The 17,448-nt window shown below is 70.3% G+C and carries 16 protein-coding genes; 5 read left to right on the top strand and 11 right to left on the bottom strand.

What is annotated here, in order from left to right; translation table 11 throughout:
- Positions 1-3: 3 nt before the first annotated feature.
- Entirely contained in the window at positions 4-1,179 is a 1,176-nt protein-coding gene (locus tag G6N10_RS02025) for a glycosyltransferase (RefSeq protein ID WP_085094509.1), read from the bottom strand.
- A gap of 41 nt (positions 1,180-1,220) precedes the next feature.
- Here G6N10_RS02025 and G6N10_RS02020 point away from each other — a divergent pair, with 41 nt between their 5' ends.
- Positions 1,221-1,661: a limonene-1,2-epoxide hydrolase family protein gene (locus tag G6N10_RS02020; RefSeq protein ID WP_085094359.1), complete on the top strand. Its 441-nt coding sequence runs from the start codon at positions 1,221-1,223 to the stop codon at positions 1,659-1,661.
- Between the two features lies 1 nt (position 1,662).
- Here the strand turns inward: G6N10_RS02020 and pspM are convergent, their stop codons facing one another.
- The 4 genes from pspM to pgsA all read right to left on the bottom strand — a co-directional run bounded on the left by pspM (position 1,663) and on the right by pgsA (position 4,395).
- On the bottom strand, positions 1,663-2,484 hold the full coding sequence (gene pspM, locus G6N10_RS02015; protein WP_085094361.1) for a phage shock envelope stress response protein PspM: 822 nt from the start codon (positions 2,482-2,484) through the stop codon (positions 1,663-1,665).
- Positions 2,484-3,284, bottom strand: a complete 801-nt coding sequence (pspA, locus tag G6N10_RS02010; RefSeq protein ID WP_085094363.1) for a phage shock protein PspA — start codon at positions 3,282-3,284, stop codon at positions 2,484-2,486. Before pspA ends, pspM begins: the two co-directional genes overlap by 1 nt.
- Positions 3,285-3,410: 126 nt before the next feature.
- Positions 3,411-3,722, bottom strand: coding sequence for a helix-turn-helix domain-containing protein (locus G6N10_RS02005; protein ID WP_085094365.1), 312 nt, complete (start codon positions 3,720-3,722; stop codon positions 3,411-3,413).
- 70 nt (positions 3,723-3,792) lie between these two features.
- Positions 3,793-4,395 (bottom strand): CDP-diacylglycerol--glycerol-3-phosphate 3-phosphatidyltransferase, encoded by a 603-nt coding sequence (gene pgsA / locus G6N10_RS02000; protein WP_234810483.1) that lies wholly within the window; start codon positions 4,393-4,395, stop codon positions 3,793-3,795.
- A gap of 53 nt (positions 4,396-4,448) precedes the next feature.
- On the opposite strand from pgsA, the gene G6N10_RS01995 reads away from it, so the two are divergent.
- On the top strand, positions 4,449-4,970 hold the full coding sequence (locus G6N10_RS01995) for an amino-acid N-acetyltransferase (RefSeq protein ID WP_085094370.1): 522 nt from the start codon (positions 4,449-4,451) through the stop codon (positions 4,968-4,970).
- A gap of 39 nt (positions 4,971-5,009) precedes the next feature.
- On the opposite strand, the gene G6N10_RS01990 is transcribed toward G6N10_RS01995, so the two are convergent.
- Positions 5,010-7,688: an FtsK/SpoIIIE family DNA translocase gene (locus G6N10_RS01990; RefSeq protein WP_085094372.1), complete on the bottom strand. Its 2,679-nt coding sequence runs from the start codon at positions 7,686-7,688 to the stop codon at positions 5,010-5,012.
- 163 nt (positions 7,689-7,851) lie between these two features.
- Between G6N10_RS01990 and G6N10_RS01985 the strand changes: the two genes are divergently transcribed.
- Genes G6N10_RS01985 through G6N10_RS01975 form a run of 3 tightly spaced genes read left to right on the top strand, consistent with a single transcriptional unit; the run spans position 7,852 to position 9,865 of the window.
- Positions 7,852-8,166: a putative quinol monooxygenase gene (locus G6N10_RS01985; RefSeq protein ID WP_085094375.1), complete on the top strand. Its 315-nt coding sequence runs from the start codon at positions 7,852-7,854 to the stop codon at positions 8,164-8,166.
- 2 nt (positions 8,167-8,168) lie between these two features.
- Positions 8,169-8,987: a mycofactocin-coupled SDR family oxidoreductase gene (locus G6N10_RS01980; RefSeq protein ID WP_085094377.1), complete on the top strand. Its 819-nt coding sequence runs from the start codon at positions 8,169-8,171 to the stop codon at positions 8,985-8,987.
- Between the two features lie 5 nt (positions 8,988-8,992).
- Entirely contained in the window at positions 8,993-9,865 is an 873-nt protein-coding gene (locus G6N10_RS01975; protein WP_234810492.1) for an SAM-dependent methyltransferase, read from the top strand.
- 1 nt (position 9,866) lies between these two features.
- Here G6N10_RS01975 and G6N10_RS01970 read toward each other — a convergent pair whose 3' ends face one another.
- The 5 genes from G6N10_RS01970 to G6N10_RS01950 all read right to left on the bottom strand — a co-directional run bounded on the left by G6N10_RS01970 (position 9,867) and on the right by G6N10_RS01950 (position 17,351).
- Positions 9,867-11,543: a ribonuclease J gene (locus G6N10_RS01970; protein ID WP_085094381.1), complete on the bottom strand. Its 1,677-nt coding sequence runs from the start codon at positions 11,541-11,543 to the stop codon at positions 9,867-9,869.
- A 14-nt stretch (positions 11,544-11,557) separates the two neighbouring features.
- Positions 11,558-12,403 (bottom strand): 4-hydroxy-tetrahydrodipicolinate synthase, encoded by an 846-nt coding sequence (gene dapA, locus G6N10_RS01965; RefSeq protein ID WP_234810493.1) that lies wholly within the window; start codon positions 12,401-12,403, stop codon positions 11,558-11,560.
- Between the two features lie 93 nt (positions 12,404-12,496).
- Positions 12,497-13,249, bottom strand: a complete 753-nt coding sequence (gene thyX, locus G6N10_RS01960) for an FAD-dependent thymidylate synthase (protein WP_085094385.1) — start codon at positions 13,247-13,249, stop codon at positions 12,497-12,499.
- Between the two features lie 41 nt (positions 13,250-13,290).
- On the bottom strand, positions 13,291-14,151 hold the full coding sequence (locus tag G6N10_RS01955) for a hypothetical protein (protein WP_085094386.1): 861 nt from the start codon (positions 14,149-14,151) through the stop codon (positions 13,291-13,293).
- Entirely contained in the window at positions 14,148-17,351 is a 3,204-nt protein-coding gene (locus G6N10_RS01950; RefSeq protein ID WP_234810484.1) for a type I restriction endonuclease subunit R, read from the bottom strand. The genes G6N10_RS01955 and G6N10_RS01950 overlap by 4 nt, the downstream gene beginning before the upstream one ends.
- Between the last annotated feature and the right edge of the window lie 97 nt (positions 17,352-17,448).

The following is a 17,448-nucleotide window of genomic DNA, read 5'->3' as shown; positions in this document are numbered from 1 at the left end:
AACCTACCCGTTGCGACCGACGAGGGCGTCCCGGCAAACCACGACCGGATCGGCCAGCCCGTCGAGGCCGGCGCCCCCGGCCACCGCGGCCCGGCGAAAGCCGCCGTCGGCGAGCACCTCGCCGACCGCGGCGGCCAGCGCCTCGGCGGTCAGCGGCCGGATCAGCAGCGCGCTGCCCTGGCGCACCATCCGGTTGGCCATCTCCCACTGGTCGCCGCCGCCGGGCACCAGCACCATCGGCACCCCGGCCAGCAGGGTCTTGGCGACGATGCCGTGCCCACTGCCGCAGATCATCACGTCGGCCTGCCGCAGCAGCTCGTCCTGACGGCCCAGCCCGGCGGTCGCCCAGGCCGGCAGCGTCAGCTCCGGTCCGGACAGCCGGGAGATCGCCAGCCGGGACCCGGCCGGCAGCGTCTGGCCCGGCACCAGCGCCGTCAGCGCCAGCTCGGCCAGGCCGGCGGTCCCGGTCGTCGCGGTGGACGGGGCCACCACCACCAGCGGCCCGTCGCCCGGCGGCGGGGTGAGCACCGCGCTCGTCGGCTCGAAGTGCAGCGGCCCCACCACCACCGCCTCGGCGGGCCAGTCCGGCCGCGGCATCTCGCAGGCCGGCAGGGTGGCGATCAGCCGGCGCAGCGGGCCGGGATCGCGGGCCGGCAGCCCGATGCCGGCCCGGGCGGCGGTGCGCTGCCGCTCCCCGACCCGCAGCGAGCGGGCGGTCAGCGCCCGCATCACGGTGTCACGCAGCCGGCCGCGCCACCCGGTGCCCGGCGCCAGGCCGCTGCCGATCGGGGGAAGCCCCTTCGACGGCCGGTACAGCGGATGCGGGCACAGCTCGATCCACGGCAACCCGAGCAGTTCGGCGGCCATCCCGCCGCACGCGGTGATCACATCGGAGACCACCAGATCCGGGGCCAGGTCGGCCAGCACCGGCGCGTTCTGCACCGCCATTCGGGCCGCCCGCCGGTGGATCTTCTCGCCCTGATCGCTGTCGTCGTCGTCCTCGGTGACGTCCAGGCCGAGCAGTTCGGTGGCGGTGATCCCGGCCTCGCGCGCGGTGTCCAGCCAGCTCCGGCCGGTCAGCAGGATCGGATCGTCACCGGCGGCGGCGAACTTCAGGCACAGCGCCAGCGCCGGCAAGGCGTGCCCGGGATCCGGTCCGGCGACGACGGCGACTCGGATTGGCCGGTTCTGCTCCACCGGCTCACCTTAAGGTGGGCGCCATGACCGAATTGCATGACCTCAGCACCGGTGCGACCAACGTCGCGGTGGTCGATCGATTCCTGGCGGCGCTGCGCGACACCGACCTGGACACCGCGGCCAGCCTGATCGACGACCACATCGTCTACGAGAACGTCGGATTCTCCCGGCTGCGCGGGTCCCGGCGGGTGCTGCAGGTGTTCGCCGCCATGCGCCGGCCCGCCCTGGGCTTCGACGTCCGGGTACACCGCAGCGCCCAGGACGGCCCGACCGTGCTCAACGAGCGGACCGACCTGCTGCGGGTCGGCCCGGTGCAGCTGACCTTCTGGGTGTGCGGGGTGTTCGAGGTGCACGACGGCCGGATCACCCTGTGGCGGGATTACTTCGACGTGCTGGACATGACCAAGGCGCTGGTCCGCGGCCTGATCGGCGCGGTCATCCCGGCGCTGCGGCCCCGGCTCTGACTCAGGCCCGGCGCAGCTGGCCGAGCTGCTCGAAGGCGTCGGCCCAGCCGAGCATCCGGTCGGTGGCACCGATCAGCTCGCCGCGGTAGCGCTGGGCCGACATCGGCGAGGCCGACGCGGCACCGGGTCCGCCGTTGACCGAGGACACCAGTTGCGCGGCGGCGGTGACCATCGCGTTGTACTGACGCACACCGGCGCTGAGCTGGGTGGTGTAGGCGTTGATGGTCGGCACCAGGAAGCTGCGGCTGTCCGGGCTCGTCGCGGCCGCCCGCTCCATGGACACCACCTCGGCCGCGGTGGCCGTCATCGTCGAGGACGCGTGGTTGGCCGCCTCGGTCAGTTCGCGCAGCTCCTCGCCGGGCAGCAGGTCGCCGCGCTCGAGAACCCCGAGCAGCGAGAACAGCCCGCGCTCGGAGGCGCCCAGGGCGTACATGGCCGGGCGGGCCGCCGAACCGTGCGGCGGCAGCTTGCGGCTGTTGGCTGGCCGCGGGGTGGGCAGCGGAAGGGCCCGCAGCCGGCGGAACCGCAGGAACGCCAGCGTCGCCGGGAAGGCCGCGGCGGCCGCCATCAGCCCGGGGATCAGCAGCGCCCAGGGCGGCAGGTCCCACAGCGCGAGCAGCGCGGTGACACCGATCAGCGTCAGCATGGCGCCGGTGAAGACCGTTCCCAGCCACCACGCGTACCGGCGTTTGCGCAGCTGGCGGGCCCGCGGGTCGGCGGCCAGCCGCAGCGTGTGCGCCGCGGTGTCGGCGGCCTCGCTGGCCGCGTCGACCCCGCGCTGCAGCAATCCCCGCACCGCCCGGGAAAGCGACCCGCCGGACATCAGTGGCCCAACGGATTTTCCGGCGTCGGCAGCTGGGTGGGCGTCGCCGGGGCGGCGGACCCGCCGGCCGGCAGCGTGTCACCGCGCATCGACGCACGGATCTGCTCGAGCCGGCTGTGCCCGGCCATCTGCACGCTGGCCTGCTGAATCTCCATCATCCGGCCCTGCACCGAGTTCTGCGCGAGCTCGGCGGCGCCCATCGCGTCGGCGTAGCGGCGCTCGATCTTGTCGCGCACCTCCTCCAGGCTCGGGGTGTTGCCGGGGGCGGCGATCTCACTCATCGACCGCAGCGACGCGCTGACCTGCTCCTGCATCTTGGCCTGCTCCAGCTGGGAGAGCAGCTTGGTGCGCTCGGCGATGCGCTGCTGCAGCACCATCGCGTTCTGTTCGACGGCCCGCTTGGCCTGGCTGGCCGCACCGAGCGCCTGATCGTGCAGGGTCTTGAGGTCCTCCACGCTCTGTTCGGCGGTGACCAGCTGGGCGGCGAACGCCTCGGCGGCGTTGGTGTACTCGGTGGCCTTGGCGGCGTCACCGGTGCCGGCGGCCTGGTCGGCCAGCGTCAGCGCCTGACGCACATTGACCTGCAGCTTCTCGATGTCGGCGAGCTGACGATTGAGCCGCATCTCCAGCTGACGCTGGTTACCGATCACCTGGGCGGCCTGCTGGGTCAGACCCTGATGCTGACGCTGCGCCTCCTCGATGGCCTGCTGAATCTGCACCTTCGGATCGGCGTGCTCGTCGATCTTCGAGTTGAACAGCGCCATCAGGTAACGCCACGCCTTGGAGAACGGGTTGGCCATGACTTTGCTCCACCTTCGCTGTCGTTGATCGATCCCGCGCGGCGTTCGCCGCCGCGCCGTTCTGCTTTCAAACCCTATCGGCTCGGCCCGCCGACATCACGCCCGAAACGGCCAAAAAACGGCCGATCAGGCAACCGCCATCGCCGGAACCGGCGGAATGACCACCTTGGTGGCGCGGTCGATGTGCGCGGCACCGACCCGTTCGCTGCGGTTCAACCGCTCCCCCGCGCCCAGCAGAACCCTGGACAACGGCAGGTCCAGGGCACCGCAGATCGCGCTCAGCAGTTCACTGGAGGCCTCCTTGCGGCCGCGCTCCACCTCCGACAGGTACCCCAGGCTCACCCGCGCCGAATCGGACACCTCCCGCAGCGTGCGCCCCTGTGCAATACGGGTCCGGCGCAGCTCCTCGCCGATCGCCTCGCGCAGCAGAGCCGTCATTCGGATTCTCCTTCGTCCGTCGTAGCACCGTCGAGCGTCGTGACACCGCCGACCGTCCTGAGGTTCAACGTCAGGCGCGCGATGATTGGTTCCCGCCGCGCAGCGCTGAGATCAGATAATCGGCTCCGGTGACGACGGTCAGCACGATCGCCGCCCACATCACCACCCAGGCGGTGGTGAGCCAGGGCGCCGGCCAATCGTGCAGCGGCAGGATGAACAGACCGATCGCCACGGCCTGGACCAGCGTCTTGAGCTTGCCGCCGCGACTGGCCGGGATGACGCCGCGGCGCAGCACCGCCAGCCGCAGCAGCGTGACGCCGATCTCCCGAGCCAGGATCACCAGGGTCACCCACCACGGCAGGTCCTGCAGCATGGACAGGCCGATCAGCGCCGCGCCGATGAGCATCTTGTCGGCGATCGGGTCGGCGAGCTTGCCGAACTCGGTCACCATGCCGTAGCTGCGGGCGATCCGGCCGTCCAGGTGGTCGGTGACGACCGCCACGGTGAAGATCACGAACGCCACCACCCGGAAGGCGGGGTCGTGACCGTCGTCGGCGAACAGCGCCAGCAGGAACACCGGAACCAGCACCAGGCGCACGCCGGTCAGGAAATTGGCGACGTTGAATACGCTCGCTGGTGACGCCGGGTCTCCGGCGGGTGGGAGCCCCGACACGGCCACAGGATATCGGTTGGCGTCACCGGGCCCGGAGGCCCTACTGTGCATCCGTGGACGCCGGTGCCGGGCAGCAGGTCGAGGTCATCGAAGTTCGGCGCGCCCGCACCTCCGATGTGCCGGCGATCAAGCGGCTGGTCGACACCTACGCCGGCAAGATTCTGCTGGAGAAAAACCTCGTCACGCTCTACGAATCCGTGCAGGAATTCTGGGTCGCCGAGCTGTCCGGCACGGTGGTCGGCTGCGGGGCGCTGCACGTGCTGTGGGCCGACCTCGGCGAGGTGCGCACCGTTGCGGTCGATCCGCGGGTCAAGGGCCGCGGCGTCGGGCACGCGATCGTCGTCAAGTTGCTGGAGGTGGCCCGCACCCTGGAGCTCAAGCGGTTGTTCGTGCTGACCTTCGAAACCGAGTTCTTCGGCGGGCACGGCTTCGCCGAGATCGAGGGCACCCCGGTCACCGCCGAGGTGTACGAGGAGATGTGCCGCTCCTACGACATCGGCGTGGCGGAGTTCCTCGACCTGAGCTACGTCAAACCGAACATCCTGGGCAACACCCGGATGCTGGCGGTTTTGTAGCCGCTGGCTGTGGTGTGGCCGCTGGCGGTGGTGTAGCCGTCAGCCGCCCACCGCGTCGCTGCCGCCGGCGATCAGCGCCAGGGTGCCCGCCAACTCGTCGGGCTTGACCAGCACCTCGCGCGCCTTGGAACCCTCCGAGGGCCCGACGATGCTGCGGGTCTCCATCAGGTCCATCAACCGGCCAGCCTTGGCGAAACCGACCCGCAGCTTGCGCTGCAGCATCGAGGTGGAGCCGAACTGGCTGGACACCACCAGTTCGACGGCCTGCAGCAGGACGTCCATGTCGTCGCCGATGTCGCTGTCGATCTCGCGCTTCTCGACGGTCTTGACGGTGACGCCCTCGATGAACTCCGGCTCGGCCTGCGCCTTGGTGAACGCGACGACGGCCTGGATCTCCTCGTCGCTGACGAAGGCGCCCTGCACGCGGATCGGCTTGGGCAACTCGGACGGGTGGAACAGCCCGTCGCCCTTGCCGGTCAGCTTCTCGGCGCCGACCTGGTCGAGGATGACCCGCGAGTTGGTCGCGTTGGTGACCCCGAAGGCCATCCGGGACGGCACGTTGGCCTTGATCAGGCCGGTGACCACCGACACCACCGGCTGCTGGGTGGCCAGCACTAGGTGGATGCCCGCGGCGCGGGCCTTCTGGGTGATCCGCACGATGGCGTCCTCGACGTCGCGCGGCGCCTGCATCATCAGGTCGGCGAGCTCATCGACCACGCACAGGATGTAGGGGTACGGCCGGTAGACCCGCTCGCTGCCCAGCGGCGCGGTGATCTCCCCGGAGCGCACCTTGGCGTTGAAGTCGTCGATGTGCCGCACCCCGCTGGCGCTCATGTCCTGGTAGCGCTGTTCCATCTCCTCGACCAGCCAGGCCAGCGCGGCGGCGGCCTTCTTCGGGTCGATGATCACCGGCGTGATCAGGTGCGGAATCCCCTGGTACGGCGGGAATTCCACCATCTTCGGGTCGATCAGGATCATCCGGACTTCCTCGGGGGTGGCCCGCTGCAGCAGCGAGACCAGCATCGAGTTGATGAAGCTGGACTTACCCGAGCCGGTGGAGCCGGCCACCAGCAGGTGCGGCATCTTGGCCAGGTTGTAGCTGACGAAGTGGCCCTCGACGTCCTTGCCGATGCCGAACACCATCGGGTGGTGATCCTTGCGGGTGCTCGGCGCGCTGAGCACGTCGCGCAGCCGGACCAGCTCGCGGTCGGAGTTGGGCACCTCGATGCCGACGGCGGACTTGCCCGGGATCGGGGCGAGCAGCCGGATGTGTTCGTTGGCCACCGCATAGGCCAGGTTGCGCTGCAGCTGGGTGAACCGCTCCACCCGGACCCCGGGCCCGAGCTCGATCTCGTAGCGGGTGACGGTCGGTCCGCGCTGATAGCCGGTGACGGTCGCGTCGACCTTGAACTGGGACAGCACCTCGGAGATCGCGGCGATGATCCGGTCGTTGTCCCGGCTGGCCCGCCGCGGCGGATCGCCCTCGCAGAGCAGGTCCAGCGTCGGCAGCGCGTAGGTCCCCTCCACCACCCGGTCCAGCGCGGTGGTGTCGATGCTGTCGGACTCGGCGGCGGGCGCCGCGGCGGGCGCCGCGGCGGCGGCGCGGGCCGGCTTGGCCGGGCGCTTGCGGGTCCGCGGCGCCGGCTCGGTCAGCGGGTAGTTGTCGGCGGGGCTGGCGCCCTGCCAGGACGCCTCGTCGGTGTCCCCGTAGTGGGACGGGTCGTCGTAGTAGCCGTCGGAGAAGTCGTCGACCGGGCCCGCGGCGCCGCGCGGCAGCTCCCGGGTGGCGGCGTCGCCGCGCCGCGACCCGCGGCGACGACCGGGCCCGTCGCCGTCGTCGGGCTCGGCCGGGTCGCCGGGGTAGTCGTCGGCGAACTCGTCGTAGTCGGCGTAGTCCTCGTCGTAGTCGTCGTAGGCGTCGTAGGCGTCGTAGACGTCGTGGTCGCGGTCCAGCCGGGCGGTGAACATGGTGCGCAGCGTCGCGGGCACGTCCCGGACCGAGGTTCCGGTGATCAGCAGCACGCCGAAGACCGCGGCCATGAACAGCAGCGGCGCGGCCAACCACACGGTCAGGCCGTCCGACAGCGGACCGCCGAGGGCGAAGCCGGCGAAGCCGGCCGCGCTGCGCCGGGCGACCGGATCGGCCGGGGAGCCCGACCACAGGTGCCACAGGCCCAGCACCGGCAGCGCCACCATCAGCACGCCCAGGATCAGCCGGGGCCGCGACTCCGGGTCCGGCTCGGTGCGCATCAGCACGATGGCGGCCACCGCAAGGGCCACCGGCAGCACCATCACACCGGAGCCGAGCAGGCTGCGCAGCGCGGTGTCGATCCAGCCCCCGACCGGCGGGGCGGCGTCGAACCAGGACGCGGCCGCCACCACCGCGGCCAGCAGCAGCAGGGCCAGCCCGATGCCGTCGCGGCGGTGATCGGGCTCGATGTGCTGGGCGCGGCCGGCCGAGCGGACGGTGCCGCCGGCGCCGCGGGCCAACAGCAGCCAGGTGGCCCGGCTCGCGCGGCCGACGGCGACGCCGGCGGTACCGACGGCCGATCCCTGCGGCGCCGGGCGCGCCGGACGCTTGGCCGGCGCGCTGCGGGCGGTCGACGGCTTGCGCGGGGCGGGCCGCTTGCCCTTGGCGTTTGCCCCGGAGCCGGACCGAGGCGTAGCCCCTGACCTGCTCTTTTTGCTGCCGGATCGGGCCGCGGTCTTACTTGACATGCGGCCCAGCCTAGTCCCAGACGCCTCATCAACACCATCCGCCACAGGGGTCACGGGCCCGGCCGCAACCGGTTCGTTACCGACGGACCTCCCCCGAGCCGTCGGTGGCCGGGTTTAGGGTGAGGCGGAACACACCGTTGTCACACCCGAAGGAGCCGCAACCATGCCGGTTGTCGTTGTCGCCACCATGACCGCCCTGCCCGAAACGGTCGACGCGGTCCGCGCGGCCTGCCGGGCGGCGGTCGAGGAGGTCCATGCCGAGCCGGGCTGCGAGCTCTACGCCCTGCACGAGAGCGACAACACCTTCGTCTTCGTCGAGCAGTGGGCCGATCAGGCCGCCCTGCAGGCGCACAGCGCCGCGCCGTCGGTCGCCACGCTGTTCGGCACCGTGGGGCCGCTGCTCGACGGCGCCCCGGACATCAAGGTGCTCACCCCGGTCGACGGCGGCGACCCGGCCAAGGGGCTGGTGCGGGGCTGAGCATGGGGGTCCTCGACGGGCAGATCGCCTTCATCACCGGCGCGGCGCGCGGGCAGGGCCGCGCGCACGCGGTCAAGCTCGCTGGTGCCGGCGCCGACATCATCGCCGTCGACCTGTGCGCACCGATCGACTCGGTGCCCTACCCGCTGGCCGATGCCGCCGACCTCGAGCACACCGCCGAACTGGTGGCGCAGGCCGGCGCGCGGTGCGTGACGGCGCACGCCGACGTCCGCGACCGCGCGGCCCTGACCGCCGCGCTGCGCGACGGGACCGCCGCCCTGGGCGATCGGCTCGACATCGTCATCGCCAACGCCGGCATCGCGCCGATGGCCGGCGAGGACGCCTGGCAGGACGTCATCGACGTCAACCTGACCGGCGTCTACAACACCGTCGAGGCCGCCATGCGGCCGATGATCAAATACGGCAACGGCGGATCCATTGTGCTGACCAGCTCGGTGGCCGGCCTGGTCGGACTTGCCGCGCCGATGGCCGGCTCGATCGGCTACGCGGCGGCCAAGCACGGCATCGTCGGGCTGATGCGGGTGTACGCGAACCTGCTTGCACCGCACCGGATCCGGGTCAACTCGGTGCATCCGGCCGGGGTGAACACACCGATGATCGACAACGACTTCACCCGATCCTGGCTCGACGGCCTGGCCCAGCAGTCCCAGGGCGGCCCCGACATGAGCAACGCGCTGCCGGTGCAGACCCTGGACCCCGAGGACATCGCCAACGCCGCGTTCTACCTGGTCACCGACACCGGCCGCTACGTCACCGGGGTCGCGCTGCCGGTCGACGCCGGCTACACCAACAAGCGCTGAACGTGGTGTCCAGCAACGCCGCCGCCCAGACCGCCTTCGGGCCGATGGTGCTGGCGGCGATCGAGCACCAGTACCCGGCCGGCCGCCGGCTGGTCGACGACGACCTGGCGGCGGCGTTTCTGCCGCCCCGGCTGCGCGCGCTGGTGGCCGCGGCCCGGATCGGTTGGGTGCGCGAGGCGCTGGTGCGGGCCGCCGACCGCGCCGGACCCGGGCTGTGGGCGAGCCTGGCCTGCCGCAAGCGGCTGATCGACGACCGGGTGTCGGATCCGCTGAACGCCTTCGACGCCGTGGTGGTGCTCGGCGCCGGTTTCGACACCCGCGCCTACCGGATCGCCCGGCATTCGGCGCTGCCGGTGTTCGAGGTCGACCAGCAACTCAACATCGACCGCAAGGCCGAGGTGGTGCACCGGGTGCTCGGCGCGCAACCCGATTCGGTTCACCTGGTGGTCGCCGACCTGGAGCGCGACGACATCTGGACAACCCTGACCGACAACACGTTCCAGGCCGGCCACCGCACCCTGTTCATCGCCGAGGGGCTGACCCAGTACCTTTCCCCCGCGGCGGTGAGCGCGATGTTCACCCGGCTGGCGGCGGCCGCCGAGGGCAGCCAGCTGATCTTCAGCTACGTGCGCCAGGACTTCATCGACGGCGAGAACCGCTACGGCGCCGAGTCGCTGTACCGACGGTTCCGGGACCGCACCCAGGTGTGGCAGACCGGGTTCGTCCCCGAGCAGCTCGGCGAGGTCCTGCACGAACACGGCTGGCGGCTCTCCGAGCAGGCCGGCCCGGCGTACTACCGCGACACCTACATCCGCCCGACCGGACGCGACCTGACCGGGTCGCAGATCGAGTGGACCGCCGTCGCGCAGCGGGTGTGAGTCAGATTTCGATGACGGTCGGCACGATCATCGGCTGACGCCGGTAGACCTCACCGACCCATTTGCCGACGGTCCGGCGGACCACCTGCGCGATGCGCACCGGGTCGGTCACGTTGTCGTCGACCAGCTTTGCCAGTTCCGCCTCGACCTTGCGGGCCGCCGGTTCCAGCGCCTTGGGGTCCTCGGAGAAACCGCGGGCGTGCAGGTGCGCGGGTCCGGCCGGCTTTCCGGTGCCCCGGTGCACCACCACGGTGACCGCGATGAACCCGGAGCTCAAGATCAGCCGCTCGCCGAGCGTCGCGTCGCCGACGTCACCGGTGATCAGGCCGTCGACGAACATCTTGCCGACCGGGACCGCGCCGGCCCGGCGGGCCAGCCCGCCGACCAGGTCCACGCTGACGCCGTTCTCGGCGATCACGATGTTCTCCTCGGGCACCCCGGTGCTGGCGGCGAGCTTGGCGTTGGCGCGCAGGTGCCGCCAGGTGCCGTGCACCGGCATGACGTTGCGCGGCCGCACCCCGTTGTAGAGGAACAGCAGTTCCCCGGAGTAGGCGTGCCCGGACACATGCACCCGGACCTGATTGTTGGTGACCACCCGGGCGCCGACCTTGGCCAGCGCGTCGATCACCCCGTAGACCGCCTCCTCGTTGCCGGGGATCAGCGAGCTGGACAAGATGATCAGGTCGCCGGCGGTCAGGGTGATGCTGCGGTGCTCGCCGCGCGACATCCGGCTCAGCGCGGCCATCGGTTCGCCCTGGGTGCCGGTGGTGATCAGCACCACCTTGGCCCCCGGCATCATCTCGGCGGCACCGATGTCCATGACGTCGGCGTCGGCGACGGTCAGGAACCCCAGTTCCCGGGCGATCGCCATGTTGCGGACCATGGATCGCCCGACGAAGGCCACCTTGCGGCCGAGTGCGACCGAGGCGTCGATGATCTGTTGCACGCGATCGACGTTGGAGGCGAAGCAGGCCACGATGACCCGGCCCTCGGCGCCGCGGATCAGCCGGTGCAGGTTCGGCCCGATCTCGCTCTCCGAGGGCCCGACGCCGGGGATCTCCGAGTTCGTCGAATCGCACAGGAACAGGTCCACCCCGGCGTCGCCGAGCCGCGACATGCCGGGCAGGTCGGTGGGCCGGCCGTCCAGCGGCAGCTGGTCGAGCTTGATGTCCCCGGTGTGCAGCACGGTGCCCGCGCCGGTGTGGATGGCGATGGCCAGCGCGTCCGGGATGGAGTGGTTGACCGCGAAGTATTCGCACTCGAACACCCCGTGGCTGCTGCGCTGCCCCTCGGCGACCCGCACGAAGACCGGCTTGATCCGGTGCTCGCGGCACTTGGCGGCGACCAGCGCCAGGGTGAACTTCGAGCCGACCACCGGGATGTCGGGGCGCAGCTTCAGCAGGAACGGGATGGCGCCGATGTGGTCCTCGTGCGCGTGCGTGAGTACCAGCGCCTCGACGTCGTCGAGCCGGTCCTCGATGTGCCGCAGATCCGGCAGGATCAGGTCCACGCCCGGCTCGTCGTGGGTCGGAAACAGCACCCCGCAGTCGACGATCAGCAGCCGGCCCAGATGTTCGAAAACCGTCATGTTACGGCCGATTTCGCCGATCCCGCCGAGCGCGGTGACCCGCAACCCGCCGTCGGCAAGCGGCCCCGGCGGGGCAAGGTCGGTATTCATGGTCTGTCCTCGGTCTAGAGCACGCCGGCGGACTGCAGGTCCTTGGCCAGCGCGCTGATCTCGTCGTCGGTGGCCGGCATCTGCGGCAGTCGCGGCTCGCCGGCCTCGACGCCCACCAGGCGCAGCGCCGCCTTGGACATGGTCACGCCGCCGAGCCGGTGCTGCGCGTCGGCCAGCGGCCCGAGCGAAACGTGCAGCTTGCGGGCGGTGGCCAGGTCGCCGGCGTGGAAGGCGGTCAGCATCTCGCGCAGTTGCGGCGCCGCGACGTGGCCCCACACGCTGACGAACCCGGTCGCGCCCATCGCCAGCCAGGGCAGGTTCAGCGCGTCGTCGCCGGAGTAGTAGGCCAGCCCGGTCTCGGCCATGATCATCGCGCCGCCGTGCAGATCACCCTTGGCGTCCTTGATCCCGACGATGTTCGGGTGAAACGCCAGTTCCCGGATGGTTTCCCAGGCGATCGGGATGCACGACCGCGGCGGGATGTCGTAGAGCAGGTTCGGTCGGTCGGTGGCGTCGGCGACGGCACGGAAGTGCGCCACCAGCCCCGACTGCGGCGGCCGGGAGTAGTACGGCGTGACCACGAGCAGCCCGTGCGCCCCGGCCGCAGCGCTGGACTTGGCCAGTGCCTCCGAGTGCGCGGTGTCGTAGCTGCCGACCCCGGCGATGATCCGGGCCCGGTCGCCGACGGCGTCGAGCACCGCGGTCAGCAGGTCCAGCTTCTCGGCGTCGCTGGTCGTCGGCGATTCGCCGGTGGTTCCGGAAACCACCAGCCCGTCGCAGCCGGAATCGACCAGGTGGCGGGCCACCTTCTTGGCGCCCTCGAGATCAAGAGAGCCGTCCGGGGAAAACGGCGTCACCATGGCAGTCAGCACGGTCCCGAGTTGGGTGCTGACGTCGAATCCGGCGGTGCTCACGCGGCTTAGGATACCCGCCGGTTCCCGGGGGCTCGTCGCTCAGGCTTCGGTCGCCAGCGGACTGGTGGCGACCTCGGTGCCGTCGGCCAGCGCCGAGATCTGGAAGTCGCCGAACACCGCCGGGGCCGACGCGGCCAGCGCCCGCAGGCAGGCGATGGCCAGCCGGCGCATCTCCAGGTCGGCGTGCTCGCTGGCCCGCATCGCGATGAAGTGCCGCCAGGCGCGGTAGTTTCCGGTCGCCACGATCCGGGTCTCGGTGGCGTACGGCAGCACCGCGCGGGCGGCCTGCCGGGCCTGCTTGCGGCGCAGGGTGGCCTGCGGGTCGCCGGCCAGCGTGGTCTCCAGCCGGGCCAGCAGCTCGGTGTAGGCCTCGCGGCTGGCGTCCGCGGCGGCCAGGAACAGCGCCTCCAGCTCGGGGTCCTCGGCGATGCCCGGCGGGCTGACGACGCGGGCGTCCGGCTCGGGGACGTAGCGCTGGGACAACTCGGAGAACGACAGGTGCCGGTGCCGGATCACCTCGTGGGCGCAGGACCGGGACAGCCCGGTGATGTAGACCGTGGCGTGCGCGTGTTCCAGGGCGGCCAGGTGGCCGACGTCGATGAGGTGGCGCAGGTAGTCGGCGTTGTCGGCGGTACGCGGATTGACCTTGTCCCAGGCCTGATAGCAGGCCCGGCCGGCGAACTCGGTCAGCTCCTGCCCGCCGTCGGCGGTGCTGCTCCACGGGACACCGTCGGGGGCGGTGAACTCGGTCTTGGCGATCAGCTGCACACGCAGCGGCGCGGTCTCGGCCACGCCGGAAGCCTAACGTCGCCGGTGCGCCGGCCCCGGCGCGGTCACCACTTCGTGTCGCGCCCCGGCGGGCCGATCAGGACGTCCCGAGGATCCTGCGTCGTGGTGGCCACTTCGTGGCCGGGATCGGCGTAAACCACCTCGCTGCGCTCGGTACCGTCGACGTCGAAACGAATCTGCCGAACGGTCAGCGGCGCGATCCACGTCCACTCGGCCATGCTTTCGACAACCTCGCGCACCGAATCCTGGCAGTCCGCACAGTCATCCCAGCGTGACTCGTCGGCATCGTTCTCGTGCCGGTCGCACGGCGCGAAGCTGGTCGTGACGACCTGCCCTGGGGTTGCCAGCCCCGCGGTCGGCGGCCATTCCAGTTCGATCCACCGCCCAGGGGCCAGTCCGTGCAGCCTGACGGCATCCTCCAGCATCGCCCGGTGGTCGGCCGGACCCCAGGGCGCCCTCGGCGGCAGCGCAAGGCTCTCGATCGAATCGGCGCCCGAATATGATCCGTGATCGCCGATCCTTTCGATGTCCACGCCGCGGCGCTCGGCTTCGGCAAACCAGTGTCGCGTGTCGGCGCGGGTCGCAGCGCTCTCCGTGGGATCCACCGGTGCACCCAGGCCCGCCCCATACAGGTCGCGGTGTCGGTCCTCGTGGACGGCCCGCGGATCGAGGGATCCGAGCACAACCAGGTCCACGACCACCTCTTCGGCCTGATGATGAGCGGCAAGTGCAGCCGTCACGGCGGCGGCGCCGCGCAGTCCGTCGGCCTCGGCATCGGCGGCGTCCCAGAGGTCCCCGGCCATCTGGCGCTGCTGCTGGTCCAACATCTCGTAGGCGCCCTCGGGCACCGGTTCCCCGGCGTACCCCTGGACCGCGGTCAGCGCCCGGTGAATACGAATTGTCATAGCTGTTGTTCCTCCCCGATAATCTCCGCCCGATCCGCATATCGCGGCGCGAGCTCTTCCATCTGCTCGATGACCTGTTTGATCGCCTCCGGCTGTTTGTCCGGCGGGTACTTGTGCTTGACCAGTAGTCGTTTGATCACCGAACGCAACTTGGCCCGGACGTCGTCACGAACCGTCCAGTCCCGCTTGGTGTCCCGTTGCATCACGGCGACGAGTTCCCGGGCGATCTGGGCGAGAACCTCCTCACCCTGCTGCTCGATCGCGGACTCGTTGGCCGCCACCGCGTCATAGAAGGCGAGTTCGTCGCGGGACAGCGGTGGATCAAAGCGGGTACCACGATCCCCCTCTGCGGCAATCTCTTTCGCCATCTCGACGAGTTCGGCGATGACCTCGGCCGAGGTGATCTGCTGATTGGTGTAGCGACGCATCAGGTCGGTGATGCGCTCGGAGAACGCCCGTTGACGCACCAGGTTCCCGCCGGTGTTCCGCGCGGCCTCCTCGGTGATCGTCGCCCGCAGCGCTTCAATCGCCAGGTGCGGGTTGTCGGTGTTGCGCGCCTTGGCGGCGAACTCGGCGTCCAGATCGGCCAGCGCCGGCTTCGGCAGCCCGGCCGCGGCGTAGATGTCGACGATCTGCCCCGATGCCGTCGACTCGTCCACCAGGGTGGACAGCATCCTGCGAATGTCCTCCGGGATCGGCCGGCCGGACGACTGCCGTTCCTGGGCGGCGAACTTGGCCAGGTAGACCCGAACCTCCTCGTAAAACCGCACTGTCTGAGCCAGCGGTGCCAGGGTCTCGTTCCCGGAGCACAGCGCCCAAGCACGGGCCAGTTGGTTCGTCAGGGCTCGGAACCGCTCTTGCCGGCTCGGCTGGCCCTCGGCGGCCGCCTTGGTCGCCTCCGGCGAGCTCAGGTAGTTGGTCAGCCCGAGAGCGGCCTTACGCCAACTGCCCGGCGCCCCGGTGGCCACCGTCCGCCACGGGTAACCGGCGGTCAGTGCATCGATCTGGCCGATCAGCGTCTCGGTCAGCGCCACCGCCTCATCGAGGCGCCGACCCAACGGCTTGGTGCGCTGGTCGCTGGTGGTGTATTCGGCCAGCGCGGCGTTGAGCTTCTCCACCAGCGGGGCGTAGGCCACCAGCAGGCCGTCCTGCTTGCCGCGGAAGGTCCGGTTGACCCGCGCCAGGGTCTGCATGAGCAGCGCGCCTCGCAGTGGCCGGTCCAAATAGAGCGTGTGCAGCGGCGGGGCGTCGAAGCCGGTCAGCAGCATGTCCTTGACGATGACGATCTGCAACTCGTCGTCGGGGTCGCGAAGTCGCTGTTGGATGGTTTTGTTCTGGGCCTCGCGGCGCACGTGTTTGGCGATGCGCCCCTGGTCTTTGGCCGCTCCGGAGTACACGACCTTGATGACGCCCTTGTCGATGGCATCGTTGTGCCACTGCGGGCGCAGCGCGATGATCTCCTCGTATAGGTCGGCGCAAATCTGCCGGGTGGCACCGACGACGAGCGCCTTACCGGGGACTTCAATGAAGCGCGACATCTGCTGGGAGCGACTCTCCCAGTGCGCCACCAGGTCGGCGGCCAGCGCGGCGAGTCGCTGCGGGGCACCGTAGACGGCATTGATCACCGCCACCGACTTCTCGATCTGGGCGCGCTCGGTGTCGTCGAGACCGGCGGTGGCCTCGTCGGCGGCGCGGTCGAGGTCGGCCTCGGTCACATCTTGCGCCAGGCCCACCCGGATCAGCCGGGGCTCGAAGTAGACCGGGACCGTCGCGCCGTCGTCCACGGCTCGGGTCAGGTCATAGATGTCGATGTAGTCGCCGAATACCGCGCGGGTGTTGCGGTCTGCCTCGGCGATGGGGGTGCCGGTGAACGCGATGAACACCGCATTGGGCAGTGCATCGCGGATATGCCGGGCGTATCCGTCCAGGGTGTCGTAATGACTGCGGTGCGCTTCGTCCACGATGACGACGATGTTGCGCCGCTCCGAGAGCAGGGGGTGCTCGGCGCCGGCGTCCTTCTCCACCTGGGTCAGGCCGAACTTCTGCAGCGTGGTGAAGTAGATGCCTCCGGTGACGCGCTCGGTGAGTTCGCGGCGCAGTTCGGACCGCGACGTCACCTTCTTCGGATGTTCGCGCAGCAGTTCTGAGCGGCTGAAGGTCTCAAACAGCTGGTCATCGAGATCGGTGCGGTCGGTAACAACGACGATGGTGGGATTTTTCAGCTTGGGCGCCTCGCCGAGCAGGTGGGTGAACAGTTCCATCTCCATGGATTTGCCCGAGCCCTGGGTGTGCCAGACAACACCGGCCTTCCCGTCGCTTTCGAAGGCGTCGACCGTCGTGCCGACGGCCTTTGTGACGGCGAAGTACTGATGCGGCTTGGCAATTCGCTTGCGCAGGCCGTCACCGTCGGAGTCGAACGCGGTGAAATTGCGGAGCAGTTGCAGAAATCGTTCCGGGTTGAACAGTCCCTCGATGAGGTATTCCAGAGCGGTGCCGCTGTGTTCGTCGTCAAGGGGCGCGCCCGGTTGCACCGGCATGCCGTCGTCGTCGACGTTCCACGGCGCATAGTGCTCGTAGCCGGTGAACGGGGTGCCGTAGGCGGCGGTGATGCCGTCACTGATGACGTTGAACACCGCGAACCGGAACGCCAGCGGGAACTCCCGCAGGTAGGTCTGCAGCTGTGCGTGCGCGGCGGCCAGGTCCGCCCCCCGCGCGCCGGCCTGTTTGAGTTCGAAGAGCGCGACCGGCATGCCGTTGAGGTAGGCGACGATGTCGAAGCGGCGCTGCCGATCCCCGGCCCGGATGCTGACCTGGTCGACGGCCAGCAGTTCGTTGTCCTCGGGCCGGGTGCCGACCAGCCGGATAGTCGGGGTCTGCTCGATCCCGTTGTCGTCGATGTAGGTGATGCCGCGGTAGCCGTGCACGAGATAGTCGTGGATGCGGTGGTTTTCGGCCATCGCATCGGCGGAGGTCGCCGCGATGATGCTCGCCCGGGCCTGTTCCAGGTACTCCGGTGGGATCTGCGGGTTCAGCGCCCGCATCCGCGCCAGCATCCGATCCGGCAGCACCAGGTCATCCCAGCCGGTGCGGCCGCCTTCGGTGCCGGGCGCGATCGCCGCGACACTCAGGTGCTGCCATTCCTGCCTGCCGAGGGTTTCCAGCGCGAGCTGCTCCCAGTCGGCTTCACTGAACAAGGTCACGACGTCCCCCTGCTGGTTGGGCAATGCATTCGGCGATGCGGATGAGCTGTGGAAAGTCGGGCGCGGCTTCGCCAGGTGGGCTGGCATGATGTGGCCT

This window comes from Mycolicibacterium fallax (genome assembly GCF_010726955.1).
GTDB classification, from domain to species: Bacteria; Actinomycetota; Actinomycetes; order Mycobacteriales; family Mycobacteriaceae; genus Mycobacterium; species Mycobacterium fallax.
Note: the sequence above shows the minus strand (reverse complement) of the source record. Positions and strands in the feature narration are given on the sequence as shown.

Bases quoted from the DNA above. Each gene is read 5' to 3' on its own strand.
- G6N10_RS02020 (WP_085094359.1), top strand. From the start codon at position 1,221: ATGACCGAATTGCATGACCTCAGCACCGGTGCGACCAACGTCGCGGTG.
- pspM (WP_085094361.1), bottom strand. From the start codon at position 2,484: ATGTCCGGCGGGTCGCTTTCCCGGGCGGTGCGGGGATTGCTGCAGCGC.
- G6N10_RS01970 (WP_085094381.1), bottom strand. From the start codon at position 11,543: ATGAATACCGACCTTGCCCCGCCGGGGCCGCTTGCCGACGGCGGGTTG.
- dapA (WP_234810493.1), bottom strand. From the start codon at position 12,403: ATGGTGACGCCGTTTTCCCCGGACGGCTCTCTTGATCTCGAGGGCGCC.
- G6N10_RS01955 (WP_085094386.1), bottom strand. From the start codon at position 14,151: ATGACAATTCGTATTCACCGGGCGCTGACCGCGGTCCAGGGGTACGCC.
- pspA (WP_085094363.1), bottom strand. From the start codon at position 3,284: ATGGCCAACCCGTTCTCCAAGGCGTGGCGTTACCTGATGGCGCTGTTC.
- G6N10_RS01990 (WP_085094372.1), bottom strand. From the start codon at position 7,688: ATGTCAAGTAAGACCGCGGCCCGATCCGGCAGCAAAAAGAGCAGGTCA.
- G6N10_RS01985 (WP_085094375.1), top strand. From the start codon at position 7,852: ATGCCGGTTGTCGTTGTCGCCACCATGACCGCCCTGCCCGAAACGGTC.
- G6N10_RS01980 (WP_085094377.1), top strand. From the start codon at position 8,169: ATGGGGGTCCTCGACGGGCAGATCGCCTTCATCACCGGCGCGGCGCGC.
- G6N10_RS02005 (WP_085094365.1), bottom strand. From the start codon at position 3,722: ATGACGGCTCTGCTGCGCGAGGCGATCGGCGAGGAGCTGCGCCGGACC.